Origin of the sequence: Sphingomonas sp. S-NIH.Pt3_0716, from assembly GCF_003950715.1 — a bacterium.
Classification (GTDB): domain Bacteria; phylum Pseudomonadota; class Alphaproteobacteria; order Sphingomonadales; family Sphingomonadaceae; genus Sphingobium; species Sphingobium yanoikuyae_A.
Genome location: NZ_QLJK01000008.1, coordinates 62,426 through 82,275 on the forward strand (window position 1 = coordinate 62,426; position 19,850 = coordinate 82,275).

The window sequence follows — 19,850 nt, forward strand, 5'->3', positions numbered from 1 at the left end:
GCACTTTGCGTCGCATCCTCAACGATCCGATATGAGTGCCCCGCCCCCATGTTTGCGCTTCTGCTGGCGATCGCCGCCGCGTCATCGAGCAAGGTTCCGCCGCCACCGCCCGCATCGGACGAAGGCGGCATCTACATGTTCGAGACCGGCACCAGCCTGCTCGCCAAATGCCGCAACAAGGCGCCGGAATATAAGCTGGCCTGCACCGCATACATCGCCGGGGCGACCGACGGCATCCGCAAGGAGATGTTCCTGGGCCGCGCCCGCACCGTCTGCTGGCCCAAGCGCATGGCGGCCGAGGATGTAAAAAGCACCGTGGTCGCCTATCTGGAGCGCTACCCCGACCAGCGCGGCGCGGCGGCGTCGGCGCTGGTCAGCATCGCCCTCAACGATCGCTATCCCTGCCAGAAATAAAGCCGCTCGATCAGTCTGATCGATAGTATCCTTGCGCAAAGAGGCGCCGCAACCGCTATAAACTTGCCCTGCCGGGCGGTTGCGCGTAGATGCGGCCCCTATTTTTTTGACGTGAAGGAGACTCGACGTGGCGGCGAAGTGGACGCCGGAAAGCTGGCGGGAGCATAAGGGCATCCAGATGCCCTTTTATCGGGACCAGGAGGCGCTTGCCTCGGTAGAGGCCCAGCTTGGCCAGTTTCCGCCCCTCGTCTTTGCGGGCGAGGCACGGAATCTGAAGGCCGATCTTGGCCGCGTCGCGAACGGCGAAGCCTTCCTGCTGCAGGGCGGCGATTGCGCCGAGAGCTTTGCCGAGTTCCATCCGAACAATATCCGCGACACGTTCCGCGTGCTGCTGCAGATGGCGGTCGTCCTGACCTTCGCCTCGAAGCTGCCGGTGGTGAAGGTCGGCCGCATGGCGGGCCAGTTCGCAAAGCCCCGCTCGGCCGATACCGAGACGATCGGCGGCGTGGAACTGCCCAGCTATCGCGGCGACAATGTCAACGACATCGCCTTCACCCCCGAAGCCCGCGAGCCCGATCCGCAGCGGATGATCCGCGCCTATAACCAGTCGGCGGCGACGCTGAACCTGGTGCGTGCCTTCTCGACCGGCGGCTATGCCAGCCTCGACCGGGTGCATGGCTGGATGCTCGATTTCATGGGTCGCAGCCCCTGGGCCGCGAAGTTCGAGGCGATGGCCGACCAGATCGGCCAGGCGCTCGACTTCATGCGCGCCTGTGGCCTGGACGCGGACAGCGTGCCCCAGCTTGGCGGCACCAGCTTCTACACCAGCCATGAGGCGCTGCTGTTGCCGTTCGAACAGGCGCTGACCCGTCAGGACAGCCTGACCGGCGACTGGTATGACACTTCGGCGCACATGCTGTGGATCGGCGACCGCACCCGCTTCGAAGGGTCGTCGCATGTCGAATATCTGCGTGGCATCGGCAACCCGATCGGCATGAAGTGCGGCCCGACGCTGGAGCCCGACGAATTGCTGCGCCTGCTCGACCTGTTGAACCCGAAGCGGGAAGCCGGGCGCATCACGCTCATCACCCGCTATGGCCATGACAAGATCGAGGCCGGCCTGCCCAAGCTGGTGCGCGCGGTGAAGCGCGAGGGTCATTCGGTGGTCTGGTCCTGCGACCCGATGCACGGCAATGTCATCAAGGCGGCCAATGGCTACAAGACGCGGCCGTTCGACCGCATCCTGGCCGAAGTGCGCGGCTTCTTTGCCGTGCATCGCGCCGAAGGGACGTTCGGCGGCGGCATCCATGCCGAAATGACCGGCCAGAATGTCACCGAATGCACCGGCGGTGCGATCGCGATCACCGACGAAGGTCTGGCCGATCGCTATCACACCCATTGCGACCCCCGCCTCAACGCAGCGCAGAGCCTGGAACTGGCTTTCCTGCTGGCAGAAATGCTGAACGAGGAACTGAAGGAACGCCGCGCCGCGGCCTGACGAAAAAGGAACCGGCCCCTCCGAACCGCAAGGAGGGGCCGGTTCATCCGGCCTCTGCCCCCTGTTCAGCCGGGATCCGCGATCGGGTCGAACTCCAGATGCAGGTGCCGCAGCGCCCGCAATATATAGGTGGGCTCATAGTCGAAGCGCAGCGCCTCACCCGACCCATGATGGGCCGGAGACAGGCGGATATTGCCCATCCGCGCCAATAGCCGTTCGATGCTGACCGCCACCTCGCGCCGGGCCAGCGGCGCGCCGATGCAGGTATGGGCACCCCGGCCAAAGGCCAGATGCTCCTTGGCACGCGGCCGATCCATGTCGAACTGCGCCGGATTGTCGAAGCGGCGCGGATCCCGATTGGCGGCCATGTGCGACATCAGGATCGTCGTCCCCGCCTTGATCTCGACCCCGCCCAGCTCTGTCGTCCGCGTGCAGATGCGCCCGCCACTCTTCACCGACCCGTCATAGCGCAGCACTTCCTCCAGGAAATTGGGGATACGCTTGGGGTCGGCGCGCAACTGCGCCTGGATATCCGGCCGGATGGCGATGATGCGGAAGGCGTTGGCCAGCAGCCGGTTGGTCGTGTCCTGCCCCGCACCGAACAGGAAGGCCGCCATCGCCGTCAGATCGACCAGGGTCGGGCTCGTCCCATCCGGGAACTTCGCCAACGCCAGCGTCGTCAATATGTCCTTCCTCTCCGTGTCCGCGCCCAGCAGCCGGCGCACCGGCAGCACCGCCGGATGGTTCAGGAAGCGGCGCCAGGCGATGTAGCGGAACATATGCTTGCCAAGGCCGACCAGCGGATTGTGCTTCAGATCCTCGGGCGATCCGTCGATCTGGGCCGGCACCGCCCCTTCCAGCAGGACGCGGAAGGCCGCCCGCCCCTTGGCCGGGATGCCCAGCAGGTCGGCGATCACCAGCGTCGCATAGGGGCCGCCATATTGGCGCACCAGATCGACCTTACCATCGACGGCAAATTCGTCGATCAGGCTGTCGGCGGTCGCATAGAGGGATGGCTCCAGCGCCTTCAAGCGGCTGGGGGTGAACAGGCTGCCGATCACCGACCGCAGCTTGGCATGACGGGTGCCGCTTTCCGTCACGATCTGGTCGGCGAAGGCGATCTTGGGCCGCGCCGCCTCCAGTTCCGCCGCGATATCGTCGCCCTGCGGCGTGAAGGGCAGGTCCGTCATCGGCCCGGTCACGGCGTTGATGCTGGAAAAATGCTCGGTGTCGAGCATCACCTGCACCGTTTCCTCATAGCCCGTCACCGCCACCACATTGCGATGGGGCAGCCGCGTCACCGGCCCCTGGGCGCGCAGAAAGTCGAAATAGGCATGGGGATCATCAACCAGATCCACATCCTTGTAGAAGTCCGCCGTGGCGTAATCGCGCATGATCCTCACCCATTTATGATATACATTGGATCATATCATCCGCCATGCCGCTGTCAACGACGGCAAAATGGTAAAGCAAATCGCAGGGCTTTCGCGCTAGGACAGCGCCATGCATGGGTCGGCACCACAGGAAAGCAGCATGATCGGGGCGGGTCGCTATCGCCGCGACATTGACGGGCTGCGCGCCATCGCCATCCTGCCGGTGCTGCTCTTCCATGCCCATGTGCCAGGCTTTTCCGGCGGCTATGTCGGCGTCGACATCTTCTTCGTGATCTCCGGCTTCCTCATCACCGGTATCATCGCACGCGAGGTGGATGAACAGCGCTTCTCACTCGTCCATTTCTACGAACGCCGCTTCCGCCGGATCATGCCGGCGCTCAGCCTGATGATCCTGGCCGTGCTGGCGGCGGCCTGCTGGCTCTATCTGCCCGGCGATATCGAGGGCGTGCCGAAATCCGCGCTCGCCGCCACGCTGTTCGCCTCCAACCTCTGGTTCTTCACCGACACCGGCTATTTCGCCGGCGGCGCCGACGTAAAGCCCCTGCTCCACACTTGGTCGCTGGCCGTGGAAGAGCAATTCTACATCGGCTTCCCGATCCTGCTGATGCTGGTCGCGCGCTTTGCCGCCCGCTGGCGCGGCCTGATCGTCGGCGCGATCACCGCACTCTCGCTGGCACTGGCGATCGCGCTTCAGCGCGACACCAGCGGCTTCACCTTCTACCTGCTGCCCACCCGCGCCTGGGAATTATTTGCGGGCGCCTTGCTGGCGCTCGGAGCCATACCCGCCGCGCGCCCGCGCTGGCTGCGGGAGGCGCTCGCGTGGAGCGGCCTTCTATCTGTCGCCTTCGCTGTCATCTTCTACACGCGCGAGACCGTCTTCCCCGGCATCACCGCCCTACCCCCGGTGCTGGGCGCGGCGCTGCTGCTGCACAGCGCGCCGGGCACCAGCGTCGGGCGCCTGCTCAGCCTGCGCCCTTTCGTCGGCGTGGGCCTCATCTCCTACTCGCTCTATCTGTGGCACTGGCCGCTGATCGTCTTCACCGAATATGCAACCGATGCGGCCCTGACCGGCTGGACGGCAATTGCCGTCGTGGCCACCTCCTTCATCGCCGCCATCCTCTCCTGGCGTTTCGTCGAGCGTCCCTTCCGCGATGCCCGCCGCATCCCCGCCCGGCACATCTTCCAGTTCACCGGCGGCGCCATGGCGCTGCTCTGCCTGCTGTCGCTAGCGCTGCTGGCAATGGGCGGCTGGCCGCAGCGCTTTGCGCCGCAGGTGCTGCAACTCGCCGCCGGCCGCGCCGACATCAGCCCCGCGCGCAAGGCCTGCCATGACACATTCGCCCGCGGTGCCCAGCCCTGCATTCTCGGTGCCAAGGTCCGAGCCGATGCCCTGCTCTGGGGCGACAGCCATGGCGTGGAAATGGCCTATGCCCTGTCGCTCAGGGCCAGGGCAGAAGGCCGCGCCGTGATCGAGCGGACCACCTCCAGTTGCCCGCCAGTGCTGGGCTATGACGCGCCCAAGGATGCCCGCTGCGCCCGCGCCAACCAGGCCGCTCTTGCCGCCATCCGTGCCGATCCGGGCATCCGCCGCATCTATCTCGCCGCCTTCTGGGCCAATGGCGAATTTGACGATCCCGCCTTCGTCGCGAAACTCGACGCCACCATCCATGCGCTGCGCGCCCAAGGACGGCAGGTCATCCTGATCGGACCGGTGCCGCCCCAGCCTTTCGACGTGCCACGCCATCTGGCCCACCTCGCCCGCGGCGGCGATCTTGGGCAGGCGCAGGGTGCAGACCGCGCCACGATCGAGGCCCGCACCCGCAATCTGCGCGCGCTGTTCGCGCGATGGCAGGCACGGGGCGTGACGCTGATCGATCCGATGGCGCGGCTATGCGATGCCCGCCACTGCGCCATCATCCATGGCGGCAAGCCGCTCTATTTCGATTCCCATCATCTGAGTGTCGCCGGCGCCCGGCTGGTGATGAACGACTAAATCATTCCGCCGCCATCGCGTAGCTGCGCGGCAGTTCGTTCGCCAGCGCCTCGGCAATCGCTGCCACCACGCCCTGCATCCGCGTCAGTCCCGGTCCCGGCCGGTCGAGCGTGACGTCGAGATAGAGGGCACGGTCCACCTCCAGCTGCAGCGCATGGAAATCGCGCTCTGGCCGGCCATGCCGCTCGATCAGATGGTCGCCGGCATAGGGATGGTTCTGTGAGGTCAGCACGCCATGCCCGGCCGCGACATCGGCCGCCAGCATCATCAGCCGTGTCGCGGCGCTGCGGCCGAAGCGATCGCCCAGCACCAGCGCCGGGGCAGCCTGTCCGGCGGCCGGTGGCGGCAGCGGCGGCATGGAATGCAGGTCGATCAGGATGGCATGGCCATGCCGCTCCCGCGCGGCCGTCATCATCTGTGCCAGCCGGGCATGATAGGGCCGATGCACCGTCTCGATCCGCCTTCGCGCTTCCTCCCAGGGGATGGGCCGCTGCCACAATTCCAGGGCGCCGGGCAGGCGACGGGGAATGAGGCCCAGCCCGCCGCGCAGTTTGGCGCTGCTCTGCAGCGGCTGGTCGCGGGGCAGGCCGGTCACCATCACCGGATCCAGCTCCCGCTCATGCCGGTTGAGGTCGATCATCGCGCGCGGAGCGCGGGCGACCAGCACGCTGTAGCCCCGCGCGACCAGCGGCCCCGCCAGCATGTCGGCCCAGCGATCCTCCAGCCGACGCAGCACCTCCGGCCGCACCCGCGCCAGAGCCAGCAATTCAGGGGAATAGTCGCGGCCGGCATGGGGCACGGACACAATCACAGGACCATTGGGAAGAGCAGGACCATGAAGATCATAGGCCGCCGTCGATTCGGTTGGCGGACACGTACCAAAATGATCCAACGCCATTCCTTTCACCGGCCGTGGAAAAATTTGGTCGGCTGGATAATCTTTAATCCTTGTCGCATATATCCGAACGGCTTGCCAGTCTGTGGGCAAGGCAAGGGGCGCCGCGGAAGACGGCTTACAGGAAATTTGGGGTCAATGGTTCGAATCCTGCTGGCGGAAGATGATGACAGCATGCGCGCCTATCTGGCGCGGGCGCTGGAAAAGTCGGGTTATGAGGTGGTGGCGGTCGCCACCGGCACCCAGGCCGTGCCGCATATCGAATCGGATCGGTTCGACCTGCTGCTGACCGACATCGTCATGCCCGAGATGGACGGCATCGAACTGGCCCAGCACACCGCCAATGTCGCGCCCCAGACCCGCATCATGTTCATCACCGGCTTTGCCGCAGTGACGCTGAAGGCCGGCAAGGCGGTGCCGCAGGCGAAGGTGCTGTCAAAGCCCTTCCACCTGCGCGACCTGGTGCTGGAAGTCGAACGGATGTTCGGTAGCGAGACGCTGACCGGCCTTAGCTGAGCGCTTCGGCCTCATCCGCGACCTGCCCCAGCGGCGGCAGCGGCTTGCCCGCCATGGCCGCCGCGAAGCGCTCGCGATCCAGGCCCTTTTCCCAGACCGACACCACCACCGTCGCCACCGCATTGCCGACGAAGTTGGTGAGGCTGCGGCATTCGCTCATGAAGCGATCGACGCCCAGGATCAGGGTCATGCCCGCGACCGGCACGGACGGCACGATCGACAGGGTGGCGGCCAGGGTGATGAAGCCCGCGCCGGTCACGCCCGCCGCGCCCTTGGACGACAGCATCGCCACCAGCAGCAGCAATATCTGTTCCTCCAGGCTCAGATGCACGTTGGTCGCCTGCGCGATGAACAGCGCCGCCAGCGTCATGTAGATATTGGTGCCGTCGAGGTTGAAGCTGTAGCCGGTCGGCACGACCAGCCCGACCACCGACTTGCGGCATCCCGCCTGCTCCATCTTCTCGATCAGGCTGGGCAAAGCCGCTTCAGACGAGGATGTGCCCAGCACCAGTAGCAGTTCGGCGCGCAGATAGCGGATCAGGTGCAGGATGTTGAAGCCGGCGAACCAGGCGACCGTCCCCAGCACGACGAGCACGAACAGCAGCGAAGTGAGGTAGAAGGTCGCGACCAGCCCGGCGAGGTTGGCGAGCGTCCCGACGCCATATTTGGCGACGGTGAAGGCCATCGCGCCGAATGCGCCGAAGGGCGCTGCCTTCATCAGGAAGGACACCAGCTTGAAGATGGCGAGGCTGGCCGATTCCAGCACCGTCATCAGCGGCTCGGCCTTTTCCCCGATCATGCTGAGCGCGATGCCGAACAGGATCGCGACGAACAGCACCTGCAGGATATTATGCCCGTCGGCCACCGCCGACACCAGGGTCGCGGGAATGACATTCAACAGGAAGGCGACCAGCGTGCGATCATGCGCCTGTTGCGCATAATCGGCGATCTTGCTGGCATCGAGGGTCGCCGGATCGATGTTGAGGCCAGCACCGGGTTGCACGACATTGGCGATGATCAGGCCGACGATCAGCGCCAGGGTGGAGAAGGTCAGGAAATAGGCAAAGGCCTTGGCCGCGACCCGGCCGATCGCACCCAGTTCCTTCATGCCGGCGATACCAGTGACGATCGTCAGGAAGATGACCGGCGCGATGATCATCCGCACCAGCGCGATGAAGGCATCGCCCAGCGGCTTCATCGCCTCGCCCGTCGCCGGGAAATAATGGCCGAGCAGCACGCCCAGCGCGATCGCCACCAGCACCTGGAAATAGAGATGGCGATAGAAGGGGAGCGGCCGAACCGGTTCCGTCGGCGTCGATGGCGTAGGCAACATGATGTTTTTGCGTCCCCCCTTATTTGCACCGCAGCATATGGCCTCCCCACCCCCTGTCCAGCGGGTTGGAAAAGTTTCTACAAAAAAGTGTCATTTAGCGCTTGCGCGAGTCACCGACCCCCGTTATTGGCCCCCTCCACGGCGGGCGTGTAGCTCAGTGGTAGAGCACTGTGTTGACATCGCAGGGGTCGCAAGTTCAATCCTTGCCACGCCCACCATGGAAAACCCCGGTAAGTCAGTGACTTACCGGGGTTTTTCTATGCCCGCATTGGGATGATGACGGCGCCGCCTCCGGTGTCCTTCCGGTGGAACGCCCCCGGCGCCAGCCTCTCTATCTCATCAATCAGCTGCTCAAGGGCGCGGGTGCAATCGGCCAGATAGGCCGGATCAAAGGCCGCATAGAGGTCCGTCACGCTGTCTATGCGGCGGTGCCCCAATTGCAGCTCCAGTTGCTCGCTAGGAACCTTGCGCGCCGGATCGCGCAGCAGCTGCGCCACCGATCGGCGGATAAGCTTCTGACCATTCTCGCCATCCTTGGGCCAGCCCAGCTTTTCGCACATGGTGTCGAACGCGCTGCGTATGTTGCCGCTCTTCACGAACAGCCCTTCGCACCCGTCCAGATGCAAGGCGAACTGGCGGGGCGCGATGATGGTGGCGCGATACTTCTTCGTCTGCCGGCGGCCGATCGGGTTCAGGTGCAGCACGCGGCTGGCGCTGTCCCATTGCCGGCGCCTGGGATCGGTCGAGATATCATAGACCGCATCCGGGCGCGCGGCGGTGCAGACGCTGGCGATCAGCCACTGATGCAGCGCCTTGCGCTTCTGCGGAAACTGCGGGTCGATCGCATATTCGAATGCAGCGGCCAGTTCCTTCACCGTCAGGCGGCGGCGCGGCGTCCTGTTCAGTTCCTTGGTCTGGATCGGGCGGAACTGAACAGGCCGGGCCACGTCGCCGCGATCGTGCGCGGCGGTGATGGCTGCGGCCAAGGCGATGACGCTATTTTCGATGGTCGACGGCGCGCGCGGCTCTTCGCGGACACGGCCGCTGGTGAAGATTACGGGCTGCTTGGCCGCCCAATCGCGGAAGCCCTGCACCCATGTCTCATTAACTTGGCGGCATCGGATGTTGGGGCTGGACAGCGTGCCGATATAGTCGACCACATGGGCAAGGCGGGCCTCAAGGATTTTGTCATCCTTGAGCGCCAGATAATCGACGATCGCCTTGGTGACGAAGTAGCTGGCGTCTTCCGCGTTGCGGCGCTGGCCGCAGGTGGGGCAGATCGCCGCCCCTTCCGTATTCTGAAGGTAGTGGCGGTCTAGTGCGCGCTTCGCCTGCGCGTCATCTGCTGTGCCCGTTGAAAGGCTTCTGAGCCGTCCTCGCTCGGGGTCATACCAGAAGATGGCGAGGTTGGGGGATCGAAGGGTGCCGTCTCGCTTGCGGTCCCAATCGAGCCAATAGGCACCGCGCTGATAAACTCCCTGCGCCTTTGCGCGTCTCGGCATCGTGCATCTTCTTTCTGTATGGCGGCTGCCGCCTGCTGGATCGCATCATTACCGCCGTGCAGGAAGAACAAGTCAAGATCGGCGTCGGTCAGGCGGATGCCCCTGCCCTTGTCGCGGGCGCGCGACAGGCGGCGGGCGAGGTCGGAAACGGCGTTCATGCGGCGGCCCTTTCGGGATGCTCTGGCGCCGGTTGATCCAGCACGTAGAGCAAGGTGAACTGAATTGCATATTGCAGATCGCGCAGGCCCCGCACCTTGCCGGGCAGCGCGTAGAAAGCTTCTGGCGCTTTCCGCAGGGTGGCCGCGATACTTTCGACCATGATCCGCTTATGTTCGACCGGCCAATGGATCGGCCGGCGCTCGCCATTCAGGATGCGCGCGAAATGCTCGATGTTGGACCAGATTATTTCGTCCTCGATCGCAGTGTTGCTGTCCAGTCTGCCCGCGCGTTCCCACGCCACCTTACGGCGGGCGCGTTCCTCGCGGGCGATCTGGACCAGCTGGAAAGGTGCGGGCCGGGTCATCGCGTGATGACCCTGAGCGGCACACGGATATGACGCGGCCAAACGCGCGGAGCATCGGTCACCACGATTGGCTTCCAGAAGATGGGAATTTGCCCATGATACTGGTGACCTTCCGGGTATGGCTCGCCATATTCACCAAGCAGCCACTGATCGGTTAGGCGGTTGTGCCATGGCCGTTCCGCGCGGCGCCACTGCTTGCCGGGCGTCGTTCCAGTCGGAAGCGACGTTGAATATTCCGGCAGCGCGCGCAGCTGTGCTGTGGTGAGAAAGACGCGATCAGCCATGGCTTGCTTCTCCAGCAAGGCCGCAGGTGCATGGGACCACGTGTGCATCCTTTAGCGACCCGCCATCATCGTCCCGGCACACACGCGAGGCGAAGGCTTCGGCGGCCTTGTCGAGCTGGCGCAGGGTGTCGTGGCTGGCCTGACATTCGTCGACGCTTTCGCGTCCATATTCATCAAGCACTTCCCGCGCAGCGACCACCAGAGCCGCGACATCGGCGGGAACTGCTGGGGCGAGCGCACGGCGGGCCTCGCGGATCAGTACGGCGGCCCACTGCTGCGCGTCTTCGGTCAGACTGTGCCATTCGGGCGCGGCGTAGACGCGCAGCACCGGATTGCTGTCGACAAGAGCGTGGGCAAGGCGAAGCTCTTCCTGGGTGGGAAGTTGCGTCCGCCCGACGCCGGCAGGCGCGGCAAGGTTGAGCAAGGCGACGATGCCCTGCGCCTCCGGCTCCGACAGGAAGCGCTGGTCTTCGTCCAGATCGTCAGAAGCGGCGCGGCAAATATACCAGCGGCCATCGGGTATCTTGAACGGACGCGCCTCATATTGTGGCGGCGTCCGCACGATATGGCGCGGGTCGAGATAGTCGAGGATGCGGGTATAAAAGAGCGCTTCCTCTGCATCGTCGGGGCCGCCCTGGGCGTCGATCGATAGGCGGAACGCATCGGCCAGCTTTTCGCCGACCGACACCGCAAAGGCAGTGTCACCCAGCTGGTTGCCTTCGCGAGCGAAGGCCAACAGCTCGCTGGCGGCCTCGCTGGCGCAACTGGCGGCAGCGATGGCCTTGGACCGGGTGTCGGGCACGGCGATGCCGAAGCCGCATTCGCAAATGACGGTGTCGCGGCCGGCGCAATCGCGGGTCGACCAGATGCGGTCGCAATTGGGGCAGCAAAGGATCAGCTTAGACATGCTTGGCCTCCAGTTCAGCGACGCGGGCGCGCAGCTGCATGTTGTCGTGGTGCAGGGTGCTGAGCCGCGCGCGGTAGCTGGTGTTGCTGCGGCACAGGCGGCGGACATCATTGGCGCGCTTGCGCTCGGCGATCCCGTCCAGATAGGACGCGACGCCCATCGCCGTGTTCACGGCGGTTACGGCTCGGCTGTCCATGTCAGTCGATCCTTTCGAAGCCGGTGGGGGTGAGGCGCGAGAAGCCGGTGCTGGTCATTTCGACATCGCCCAGCTTCTTCACGGTGTGGGCCGGGCCGGGCACAGGCTTGCGCCACGGTGGGCGATAGCGGGTCGCGGGCCGACGATCGGCAAGGGTGCGGCGCGCCATATCAGCCCGCCGCCCGCTGTTGCTTCCGGCTTTCCTGCCGGATGATCGCCTGCGCGCGCTTGATGTTCTTAGCCGCGTCCCATTTGGCGATGTTCAGCTGTGCCAACGCCATTGCAGCGGCGGCGGCGCGGCTCGACCAAACTCCGTTCAGGGCTTCGTCCGTCATAGGCTGGCTGACCGCGCCGGGCACGGCGGGGCGCAATTCGAAATAATAGTTGTCGCCCCAGACGATGGTCCAATTCGGCGCGCCCATCATTGCACCGCCTTTTGTTCGGGGTGCCATGCCGGCGCATGCGACGCTTCGCCGATCGCGATCCGCGCAGTTTTTATGTCGACCACGCGCACTTCGGCCTCTGGCCAATCGAGACGAATGGCGCGATCGATGTCACGCAGATCGCTGGTGGTCAGCACAAGCCGGTTGTCGGCCGGGATTTCGTGCTGCCTGGCATCCCAGCAATCCACGACGTGGGTCGCGCCGTAGGCGCGCGCAAAGGCCGCCTTGTGGAAGGTCTTTCCGCTGCGCATGGGGCCATGAATGATCGTGATCATTCCGACACCGCCTTCGCCGTGCGGCGATAGACCGGGCTGCGGTTCGGTTCGGCGCCGGCATAGCCATCCTTGTGCCAGCCCAGCCCGCGCATGATTTCGACCAGATGATAATTGTCCCGGAAGGCCGGGACATCGCCGGCAGCGTGGGCGACATGCAAATGGTGGCCCAGATCGCGCAGGACCACTTCGTTACGATCGCGCAGGTGGCGCGCGACATAGAGGGCAAGGCGGCGGGTGTCGCGGCCGATGCCCTTGACGGCGTGGATGCCGTCACTGTCGACAAGATTGGCGTCGACCAGATCGGCCACGGGTTCGCGGCGCCGGCTCTGTGCGCCCGCGCCATCGCGGACGATCAGCGCGGTGGCGCCATTGTCGAACAGCTGGCGGATCGTCCAGCGCAGGCCCTTCGACAGCACGACGCTGCCGGGAAACGGAAAATCGATAGGCGCATGAAGCATGATTGCCTCCCGTTGAGTGAACGAGAGGCTTATATTGTCATCTTTTGCTAACAGTCAATCGGATTGTTTGCGTTCGATGACATCTCTTGCAAACATCAGAAAAGCACAAGCTCGCGGTAGGGTATGACGCGATGGATCATCGCGACATCTTTGGTCGACACGTTGAAAGTGAGACGAGGGTTCAATTGCAGCAGCTCAAGGTAGGACGCTGTGCGCTTCTGAAGCCGCTTGATCAGGACGGAGTGAACGCGTTCGCCATCGTGCCCGTCAGCCTGGCGCAGATAAACTACCACATCATCGCCAATGCGAGGCGTCGTCTTCGGGTCGACATACACAGGATCGCCGGGGTCCCAGCGATCGGACATGGATGACCCCACGACAGTCACCGCATATACATCTCGGCGCTTCAACAGGGCGGCAGGACGGCGCGCATAGTCATGAACATCACCCAGGAAGAGGTCCGTAACTTCAGCGACGACTGCGCGCCCGTCTTCCTCGAATTCCAAATCAGCGCCTAACGCAGACCCAACAACCGGCACGTCCCGCAATTCCCCTTCAGCCATAAACGGCAGCGACTTAGCGCGCACCTCTTGCGCCCGACTTTCAGGCGATGCGTCAGGCGCGCTCATTGCATAGAATTGCGCAGGCGTGATGCCGATCGCCTCCAGTAGCTTTTCGACGATGTCGTTTCTCGCGCGCCCCCTCTGACGAAGGTTCGAAAAGAAGGAGCGGTTCACCCCAGCCTGAACCAGCCACTGGTTAGGCGTGAGGCTGGCGGGCTTCGCGGCCATCAACTGGCGGTAAAGCAGCGGTTCTTCGGGCGTTTCCATTGTGTCAGCAATTTCGCACAAACTAGCGCCAACGTCATTTTCATCTATTGCAAACATTATTGCTTGCGATGTTAGCGAACGATGACATATAGACGACGCCATGCTCATCACAGACCAACAGCTGATCGAGAAGATCGAGGCGTTTTTAGATCGTCATCAGATGGCGCCGACGCGCTTCGGGCGTGAAGCAACGCGGGAAGCCGCGCTGCTGACGACGCTGAAAAGCGGCAGGTCTGTTTCGCTCGCACGGGCCAATCGGATCGTTTCATTCATGGAACGCTATGATCGCGACCACGCGGCGTCACCCCATAGCAAATCCGAAAATATCGGGCAGGCCGCCTGATATGGCGCGGGGGGCGGAAAATCTGGGGCCGGCAGATATCGCGATCAGCGAGGCCACGGCCGATGCAGTGCATGCAGCCGGTCGACAGGTCTATGTCAGCCGCATGCTGGAGCGCAGCCAATCCACGGTGGCGCAGTGGGGCAATAGCGAAGTCGCTGAATTCATTCCGCTGCGCCTGGTGCCGGTGGTGGAGAATATGTCCGCCGGTCAGGATGGATGGCCGCATATCACCCGCGCGTTGGCGAAGATGCAGGGTTTCGAGCTGTTCCGCCTGCCCGCGCCGGAAGGCGAGGCGATGGATTGGCTGGCCCAGATCGGCATCCTGTCGACCGAAGGGGCGGATATCACGCGCAAAATCTGCACGGCGATGGGCGACCGCAAGGTGTGCGCCCACGATGTGAAGCGGCTGGGCATGATCGAGGATGCGGAACAGCTGGTCAGCGTGGCGGTCGCCATACTTGCCCGGCTGCGCGCGGTGGCGGGGGAATGACGTTCATGAAGCCGGAACAATTTCGCAGCTGGGCCGAACGCGCGCAGCCGGGTGAGGACGTGGTTTATGCCGAAGGCGTCCGCCCCGGCGACGCGATCGGCGCCACGGTGCGCGGGCTGCATGACGCCGGGCTGGTCGCCATGACCAGCAAGCGGGTCGACGGCCGGTTACGCTTCATCGCGCAGCGCCTGCCCGATCCGCGCCCGTCGCAGCTTCGCGCCCGACAGGTGCCGCAACGGGGCCGGTTCCAGCTGGCGGCCAATGACGGCGCGATGACGACGCGGGCAGTGCTGCGCATCCTGCAACAGGCGGCTGCACGTGGCCTGCCCTGCCCCACCAATGAAGAGCTGGCCAAGCGGGTCGGCCTGAATGGCAAGGTAGCGGCGTCCTATCGCGTCCGCCGCCTGGTGCAGCTGGGCAAGATCAGCGTGGAAGAGCCTTCGCCGCTGGAACGGCGGGTGGTGACCATCCTGGCCACCGGCAAGCAGACACAAAGGGCGATGCTGTGACCGCCGCCCTTCCCCTTTTCAAATCCGTCGCCTTCGGGTCGCACGACGGAACGGGCGCGGCGCCCAGCCCTGTGGCAGCCGCGCCCGCCAAACACTGAGGCGGCGCGGCGGTGGAGCTGGACGGGACCGACATGGCGACCAGCCTGACACCCGGCGAACTCTATCGCCGCGCGCGCCGGATCGAGGCGCTGGCCCGGATCATCATGGATTGCACCACGCGCGGTTCCCGCAGCGCCGACAGCGCGCGGGCCAGCCAGTTGCTCAAGGAAATCGGCGCCATTGCCGGGGAAGGAAGCGAATGATGGGTATCCTGACCAAGCAGGCCTTCGGCCGCCTGCCGGTACCGAAGATCGACGCCGAACCGCTGCGCGTGGTGCGCATCCCCTGCCCGCGTTGCGGCACGGTGAATTGCGCTGACCATAGCGCGAGCGCGCTGACTTCGCGGGTGGTGGCGCCGACATTTTGGCGGGGCGGCTGACAGGATCGACGGGGCTTGCAGGCCCCGCCGTGGCCGCAAACGTCAGCGGCTCGATACAGGCGTGACCAGTCGGAGAGGCGGCGATTTTCTAGATAGAGAGGTACAATCATGGACGATCTGAAATTCAAGCTGGGCCAGCATGTTCGCCTGAAAACGAGCGACGAAGAAGGCCATGTGGTGGGCCGCGCGGAATATGAGGCGTCCGAACCGTCCTATTATATCCGCTATCGCGGCGGCGACGGTCGCCAGATCGAGGCGTGGTGGGGCGAAAGTGCCCTGACCGAAGCCTAAAATCATGTCGCCCTGGGCACGGCAGGAAAAGGCCCATTTCCCCGCAATTTGTAACCTTTGCCTGATTTCCGGGAACACTCGCCTTGTCTCTGCCCTCCCCCATTGCTGATCGCGTTGCGCGTCTGCGGGCGCGGGTGAGTATCGCCACGGTCATCGGTGCCGCCGTCAAGTTGGGCAAGGGTAACAAGCCGCGCGGCAAATGCCCCTTCCACGGATCGAAATCCGATAGCTTCGCGGTCGATGTCGATGGCTGGCGCGCCAAGTGCTGGGGCTGTGGCTGGTCGGGCGACGCGATCAAGTTCGTGCAGGATCATTACAGCCTGACCTTTGCCGAAGCCCTTGCCCGTCTGGAGGGTGGCCATACCGCCGATCTGGAGGCCGCGCCCCGCCGTCGCGAAAAGCAGAGTGTCCCGACGCGCGAGGTTGAAGTGATCGAGTCCATCGCGCTGGGCCGGCACCTTTGGAAGATCGGCCGCTATGATCCCGATGCGGTGCGCACCTATCTGATCGCGCGCGGGGTGCCGGCGTCGATCCTGACTGACCGACGCCTGTGTGATTTTCGCTTTGTCGGGCTGGGGCCGATCGTGCCCTGGCGCGTGGATCGCGGCCCCGACAGTGTGCCGCAGGCGCCCGCAATCGTGGCGCTGGTGCGCGGCCTGCCGGCATCTGGGCTTGGCCCCGGTCCCGAACATGATCTGGATGATTGGGCGCCGATCGGCGTCCATGTCACCTGGCTGCGGCCCGATTTGCGCGACAAGATGGTGCGCGAGCGCCGCGACGGTTCGAAATATCCCGCCCGCAAGATGCTGGGGCCGGTCGGCCATGGCGGCGTCTGGTTGCCTGGCGCTGATTATGGCCTGCCCTCACAGGTCGGTCTGTATGTCGGCGAAGGCAATGAGACTGTGCTGTCGGGCATGGCCATTTGTGGCGCCACCGACGACGATTGGGGTCTGGCGGCGCTGAGCCTTGGCAATCTGCAAGGGCCTGAGCCACGCATTCGCGGTGCAATCCCCTTGTTCGATCCGCGCCCCAGCATCGAGCGGCCACCGCTGCGCTTCGCCCATCGCGGGCGTGTCACCGGATTGATCGACGCCGACATGGCGCCCCTGCGCGGTCCCATAGACCGGGCGACGGGCGCCCATGTCGGCGAAAAGCTGATCGAAAAGAAGAATGGGCCGATCGTGCATCGCGAGCTGACCAGCGGCGAGCGATCGGAATTGTGCGGGACGCTGTTCGTGCGCGCCTGGCGCGCGATCGGCGCCGATGCGCGCGCCGTGCGGCCGCCCATGGGTCAAGATTTCAATGATGCTGCTAGGGAAGGAAGGATATGAGCGACCTTGGCGAAGGCCAGAGCAAGACATTGCTGCTGGGCCTCATCCGTCGTGGCAAGGCCATTCAGGACGAAATCAAGGATTTGCAGGCCGATCTGAGCGAGGTTTGCAAAGAGGGGAAGGTTGCCGGCTTCGACGGGACGAAGATCCGCGAAGTCATCAGCTGGCTATGCAAGGTCGACAAGCATGGCCGGGAAAAGGTGGATGAGGCGGAAGCGATTTTCGACCTGTACCGCAGCGTGGCCGATGGGGGCGCGGTCAAGCTGGATGAAATGATGGACAGTGCGCGCGACCGCGCGTTGCTCGCCATCTTCGCCCCTGAAGATCAGGCAGAAAAGAAGCTGACCAAGCGGCGCCAGACCATGCGGTCGGCGCTTGCGATGGCGCAGGCAGCGAAGGCGGCGCGTTCCTCATGACCAAGAAGACCATCATTCCCATTACCGTGGCCGACCCGCTGGTTACCGCGTGGCTCGACACGTCCGATTTCGGCAACGGCAAGCGCATTGTTGCCGTTGCCGCAGGCCGCCTGCTGTGGATTGAGGATTTGCAGGCCTTTGCCCATTATGATGGCACCCGCTGGTCGCTGGAGCGTGGCGCGATCGAGGCGCAGAGGATCGCTCACAAGGTTATCGAGCATATCGACGCGGAAGCGACGGCTTTGGGCGAAATCGCGGAGAATGCGATAGCCCTACGCGAGCGCGTCGGCGCCTGGTGTACGCCTGAGCTTGCTCAGAAACGGGTCGAAACCCTCCGTGGTCACGCCGTCCGATCGGGCAGCGCCGGCATGACATCGGGCATGCTCAAGCAGGCGCGATCCTTCCTGACCGCGATGCTGGCGGACTTCGACACGGATGAGCTGATCTACAACACGCTCAACTGCACGCTGCGATTTGTCGAGGTGGACAAGAAGTGGACGGTCAAAGCGCACCCCCATGATCCCAACGACATGCTGATGCAGGTCGCCAACGTCATTTATGATCCGAAGGCGACCGCCACCTTCTGGACTGAGCGTCTGGAAATGCTGACGCCTGATCCCGAGCAGCTGGCCGCGTTCAAGCCGCTCTATGGATATTCGCTGACCCGCCTTAGCTCTGACCAGTCCTTCTACGTCCATCAGGGCAAGGGCGGCGACGGCAAGTCCATGACGCATATGGCCCTGGCCGATCTGCATGGCGACTATTACCGGCATGCGGGGATCAAGACATTCCTCCAAGGCCGGGACGGCGGCGGCGCTGAGCATCGGTCGGACCTTGTGCGCCTGCGCGGTGATATCCGCTTTGTTACCAGCGACGAGCCTAAGAAATCATCGGTTTGGGACGGCGAGACGATCAAGCAAATCACCGGTAGCTTCGTCACCGCGCGCGGGGCGAATGAGCGGACGGAAATCACCTTCAAACCGCGCTTCAAGCTGTTCATCGAATGCAACATCATCCCGCGCGCGCCCAGCGACGACAAGGGTTTCCGGCGCCGGTTCAAGCTGTTCATGTGGTCGGTGTCGCTGGATGAGACGCCAGCGGGCGCCATGCAGCCCGACGAAGTGCTGCGGAGACTGAAAGAGGAAAAGTCCGGCATCCTCAATTGGTTGATCGATGGCGCCCTGGAATGGCTGACCACGCGCAGCATCCCGCAGCCCAGCGCCATGAGCGATGCCCTGGCCGATTTCTGGGCTGACTCTTCGCCGCTGTTGGACTGGATGGCCGAATGGTGTGACACGTCCGACAAGGTGGCGATGGAGCCGGCAAAGCGGCTGCACGACCATTTCAAGCAGTGGTGCGAGGACGCGGGCATTGAGCATGTCTTGAACCCCACCGCCTTCGGCCGTGCCCTGCGCGACAAGCATCATGGCGTCTATAAGGACGGGCGTGGCACACGATGGCGCAAGGGCATCCGCCTGCGCGAACAGCCGCACTACGGCCATCGCTCAGCCCCGCCCGCAGCCGCTGGGTCTTTGCCCCCTGTGGGGGAAGCCAGCGCCGAACCCGCCGTAGGTGACGTGACGGCCGACGATTGTGTGCCGCCCTTTGACGGGGATGACGCGTGATGGCCAGCACCAGCCCGAATTGCTGCCTACTAGATGTAGTGACGGCGGGTTACGGCGGGTTGAGCCTAACCCTCCGTATGGGCAGGCCCGGCGGCTTTGATCCGGCCTGTCAGGGGGTGCGCGAGGCGCGGCCGCGGTTGCATCAAGGCGGTCACACGGCGGGTTAGCCGGTCGCATACGGCGGGTTGGTGGCAAACCCTCCGTTAGTAAAAGCCACGGTTTTATGCGGGTTACGGACAGTTACGGCGGGTCCGGCGGGTTTGATCCGGTCTCGATCTATGTGCGGGTGCGTGGGTGCGCACGGCACATCAGGTTGTAACTATCCGTCTATCCGTACTCTCCAAGGATACAAGATATGGTTCATCAAATTGATATGGGGGGACAACCCAACTTCTACAGCTTCGCACTGGTTGAAGAGCGCCTGGTCGAAGCGATGCGGCTGTGGTGGCACGTCAGCGGGGGCTGGTGGCCGTTCGCCAGTGATGGGCCGTGGCACCTGATCGCCACCGACGACAGCTGGGATTGGGATAGCGATCGGTGGGCGGATGCGCCGATGCCGAAGCTGCCTCTCTCTCGCGAGCAGATGCGCCGCCGTGATGAAGCGACTGCATGGCTTCGCCATGCGCCTGAGCGGGACCGCCGGCTTGTCGTCCTGGCTGTCACCGCCTTGGCCGCAGGGCGCAAGCGGGTGCCGTGGCGGTCGCTTCTTCGGCCAATGCGGATGCGGCGCGGCGCTGATGGGCTGCGGATGCGCTACGGGCGCGCGGTCAATGCGATCTGCGTAGCGCTGAACACCGCAGAAATCCGCGCATAGAGACGGTGCAAGGGGTAGAATGTGATGGCATCGAAATATTGTTTGTTCGTCTCTGCGTCCAAATCAGCTATCCAGTTGATACGCTGGTGGCG

General features: G+C 64.3%; 27 protein-coding genes and 1 tRNA gene. 15 read left to right on the forward strand and 13 right to left on the reverse strand.

What is annotated here, in order from left to right; all coding sequences use genetic code 11:
• Positions 1–48 precede the first annotated feature (48 nt).
• Complete coding sequence (locus BRX37_RS08255; protein ID WP_017502598.1) at positions 49–414, forward strand: Rap1a/Tai family immunity protein; 366 nt, start codon at positions 49–51, stop codon at positions 412–414.
• Between the two features lie 127 nt (positions 415–541).
• On the forward strand, positions 542–1,912 hold the full coding sequence (locus tag BRX37_RS08260) for a class II 3-deoxy-7-phosphoheptulonate synthase (RefSeq protein WP_004208138.1): 1,371 nt from the start codon (positions 542–544) through the stop codon (positions 1,910–1,912).
• A gap of 65 nt (positions 1,913–1,977) precedes the next feature.
• On the opposite strand, the gene BRX37_RS08265 is transcribed toward BRX37_RS08260, so the two are convergent.
• A complete protein-coding gene (locus BRX37_RS08265) occupies positions 1,978–3,306 on the reverse strand; it encodes a cytochrome P450 (protein ID WP_125986266.1) in 1,329 nt (442 codons plus the stop codon).
• A gap of 139 nt (positions 3,307–3,445) precedes the next feature.
• Here BRX37_RS08265 and BRX37_RS08270 point away from each other — a divergent pair, with 139 nt between their 5' ends.
• On the forward strand, positions 3,446–5,299 hold the full coding sequence (locus BRX37_RS08270; RefSeq protein WP_125986269.1) for an acyltransferase family protein: 1,854 nt from the start codon (positions 3,446–3,448) through the stop codon (positions 5,297–5,299).
• A gap of 1 nt (position 5,300) precedes the next feature.
• Here the strand turns inward: BRX37_RS08270 and BRX37_RS08275 are convergent, their stop codons facing one another.
• Positions 5,301–6,197, reverse strand: coding sequence for an N-formylglutamate amidohydrolase (locus BRX37_RS08275; protein WP_164522426.1), 897 nt, complete (start codon positions 6,195–6,197; stop codon positions 5,301–5,303).
• A gap of 135 nt (positions 6,198–6,332) precedes the next feature.
• On the opposite strand from BRX37_RS08275, the gene cpdR reads away from it, so the two are divergent.
• Positions 6,333–6,710 carry a cell cycle two-component system response regulator CpdR gene (gene cpdR / locus BRX37_RS08280; protein WP_004208143.1) on the forward strand — a complete coding sequence of 126 codons (378 nt, stop codon included), beginning with the start codon at positions 6,333–6,335 and terminating at the stop codon, positions 6,708–6,710.
• On the opposite strand, the gene BRX37_RS08285 is transcribed toward cpdR, so the two are convergent.
• Complete coding sequence (locus BRX37_RS08285; RefSeq protein WP_125986273.1) at positions 6,703–8,043, reverse strand: dicarboxylate/amino acid:cation symporter; 1,341 nt, start codon at positions 8,041–8,043, stop codon at positions 6,703–6,705. The genes cpdR and BRX37_RS08285 overlap by 8 nt on opposite strands.
• Before the next feature lie 143 nt (positions 8,044–8,186).
• On the opposite strand from BRX37_RS08285, the gene BRX37_RS08290 reads away from it, so the two are divergent.
• Positions 8,187–8,261, forward strand: a tRNA-Val gene (locus BRX37_RS08290).
• 39 nt (positions 8,262–8,300) lie between these two features.
• On the opposite strand, the gene BRX37_RS08295 is transcribed toward BRX37_RS08290, so the two are convergent.
• The 10 genes from BRX37_RS08295 to BRX37_RS08335 all read right to left on the reverse strand — a co-directional run bounded on the left by BRX37_RS08295 (position 8,301) and on the right by BRX37_RS08335 (position 13,461).
• A complete protein-coding gene (locus BRX37_RS08295; protein ID WP_125986275.1) occupies positions 8,301–9,545 on the reverse strand; it encodes a hypothetical protein in 1,245 nt (414 codons plus the stop codon).
• 154 nt (positions 9,546–9,699) lie between these two features.
• Positions 9,700–10,068 carry a hypothetical protein gene (locus BRX37_RS08300; protein WP_125986277.1) on the reverse strand — a complete coding sequence of 123 codons (369 nt, stop codon included), beginning with the start codon at positions 10,066–10,068 and terminating at the stop codon, positions 9,700–9,702.
• The gene (locus BRX37_RS08305; RefSeq protein ID WP_125986279.1) at positions 10,065–10,352 is read right to left on the reverse strand and encodes a hypothetical protein; all 288 of its coding nucleotides are present in this window, start codon (positions 10,350–10,352) and stop codon (positions 10,065–10,067) included. Before BRX37_RS08305 ends, BRX37_RS08300 begins: the two co-directional genes overlap by 4 nt.
• A complete protein-coding gene (locus BRX37_RS08310; RefSeq protein WP_125986281.1) occupies positions 10,345–11,259 on the reverse strand; it encodes a hypothetical protein in 915 nt (304 codons plus the stop codon). The genes BRX37_RS08305 and BRX37_RS08310 overlap by 8 nt, the downstream gene beginning before the upstream one ends.
• The gene (locus BRX37_RS08315; RefSeq protein WP_125986283.1) at positions 11,252–11,455 is read right to left on the reverse strand and encodes a hypothetical protein; all 204 of its coding nucleotides are present in this window, start codon (positions 11,453–11,455) and stop codon (positions 11,252–11,254) included. Before BRX37_RS08315 ends, BRX37_RS08310 begins: the two co-directional genes overlap by 8 nt.
• 1 nt (position 11,456) lies before the next feature.
• Positions 11,457–11,624, reverse strand: coding sequence for a hypothetical protein (locus BRX37_RS26675; RefSeq protein ID WP_164522427.1), 168 nt, complete (start codon positions 11,622–11,624; stop codon positions 11,457–11,459).
• 1 nt (position 11,625) lies between these two features.
• Positions 11,626–11,880, reverse strand: a complete 255-nt coding sequence (locus BRX37_RS08320) for a hypothetical protein (protein WP_125986285.1) — start codon at positions 11,878–11,880, stop codon at positions 11,626–11,628.
• A complete protein-coding gene (locus tag BRX37_RS08325) occupies positions 11,877–12,173 on the reverse strand; it encodes a hypothetical protein (protein ID WP_125986287.1) in 297 nt (98 codons plus the stop codon). The genes BRX37_RS08320 and BRX37_RS08325 overlap by 4 nt, the downstream gene beginning before the upstream one ends.
• Positions 12,170–12,631, reverse strand: coding sequence for a hypothetical protein (locus BRX37_RS08330; RefSeq protein ID WP_125986289.1), 462 nt, complete (start codon positions 12,629–12,631; stop codon positions 12,170–12,172). The genes BRX37_RS08325 and BRX37_RS08330 overlap by 4 nt, the downstream gene beginning before the upstream one ends.
• Positions 12,632–12,726: 95 nt before the next feature.
• On the reverse strand, positions 12,727–13,461 hold the full coding sequence (locus BRX37_RS08335; protein ID WP_164522428.1) for a S24 family peptidase: 735 nt from the start codon (positions 13,459–13,461) through the stop codon (positions 12,727–12,729).
• A gap of 100 nt (positions 13,462–13,561) precedes the next feature.
• Between BRX37_RS08335 and BRX37_RS08340 the strand changes: the two genes are divergently transcribed.
• From BRX37_RS08340 to BRX37_RS08385, 10 genes are all read left to right on the forward strand, one after another.
• The gene (locus BRX37_RS08340) at positions 13,562–13,804 is read left to right on the forward strand and encodes a hypothetical protein (protein ID WP_125986293.1); all 243 of its coding nucleotides are present in this window, start codon (positions 13,562–13,564) and stop codon (positions 13,802–13,804) included.
• Between the two features lies 1 nt (position 13,805).
• Positions 13,806–14,294, forward strand: coding sequence for a hypothetical protein (locus tag BRX37_RS08345; RefSeq protein ID WP_122927951.1), 489 nt, complete (start codon positions 13,806–13,808; stop codon positions 14,292–14,294).
• Positions 14,295–14,299: 5 nt separating this feature from the next.
• Entirely contained in the window at positions 14,300–14,803 is a 504-nt protein-coding gene (locus tag BRX37_RS08350; RefSeq protein WP_164522429.1) for a winged helix-turn-helix domain-containing protein, read from the forward strand.
• A 110-nt stretch (positions 14,804–14,913) separates the two neighbouring features.
• Positions 14,914–15,105: a hypothetical protein gene (locus tag BRX37_RS08355; RefSeq protein ID WP_125986297.1), complete on the forward strand. Its 192-nt coding sequence runs from the start codon at positions 14,914–14,916 to the stop codon at positions 15,103–15,105.
• On the forward strand, positions 15,102–15,281 hold the full coding sequence (locus tag BRX37_RS08360; RefSeq protein ID WP_125986299.1) for a hypothetical protein: 180 nt from the start codon (positions 15,102–15,104) through the stop codon (positions 15,279–15,281). Before BRX37_RS08355 ends, BRX37_RS08360 begins: the two co-directional genes overlap by 4 nt.
• 108 nt (positions 15,282–15,389) lie before the next feature.
• Complete coding sequence (locus BRX37_RS08365; RefSeq protein WP_125986301.1) at positions 15,390–15,572, forward strand: hypothetical protein; 183 nt, start codon at positions 15,390–15,392, stop codon at positions 15,570–15,572.
• An 83-nt stretch (positions 15,573–15,655) separates the two neighbouring features.
• Positions 15,656–16,903, forward strand: coding sequence for a CHC2 zinc finger domain-containing protein (locus BRX37_RS08370; RefSeq protein WP_313737221.1), 1,248 nt, complete (start codon positions 15,656–15,658; stop codon positions 16,901–16,903).
• A 29-nt stretch (positions 16,904–16,932) separates the two neighbouring features.
• Positions 16,933–17,319: a GapR family DNA-binding domain-containing protein gene (locus tag BRX37_RS08375; RefSeq protein ID WP_313737220.1), complete on the forward strand. Its 387-nt coding sequence runs from the start codon at positions 16,933–16,935 to the stop codon at positions 17,317–17,319.
• The gene (locus BRX37_RS08380) at positions 17,316–18,944 is read left to right on the forward strand and encodes a DNA primase family protein (RefSeq protein ID WP_125986305.1); all 1,629 of its coding nucleotides are present in this window, start codon (positions 17,316–17,318) and stop codon (positions 18,942–18,944) included. The genes BRX37_RS08375 and BRX37_RS08380 overlap by 4 nt, the downstream gene beginning before the upstream one ends.
• A gap of 355 nt (positions 18,945–19,299) precedes the next feature.
• Positions 19,300–19,758, forward strand: coding sequence for a hypothetical protein (locus BRX37_RS08385; protein WP_125986307.1), 459 nt, complete (start codon positions 19,300–19,302; stop codon positions 19,756–19,758).
• The last annotated feature ends 92 nt before the right edge of the window (positions 19,759–19,850 follow it).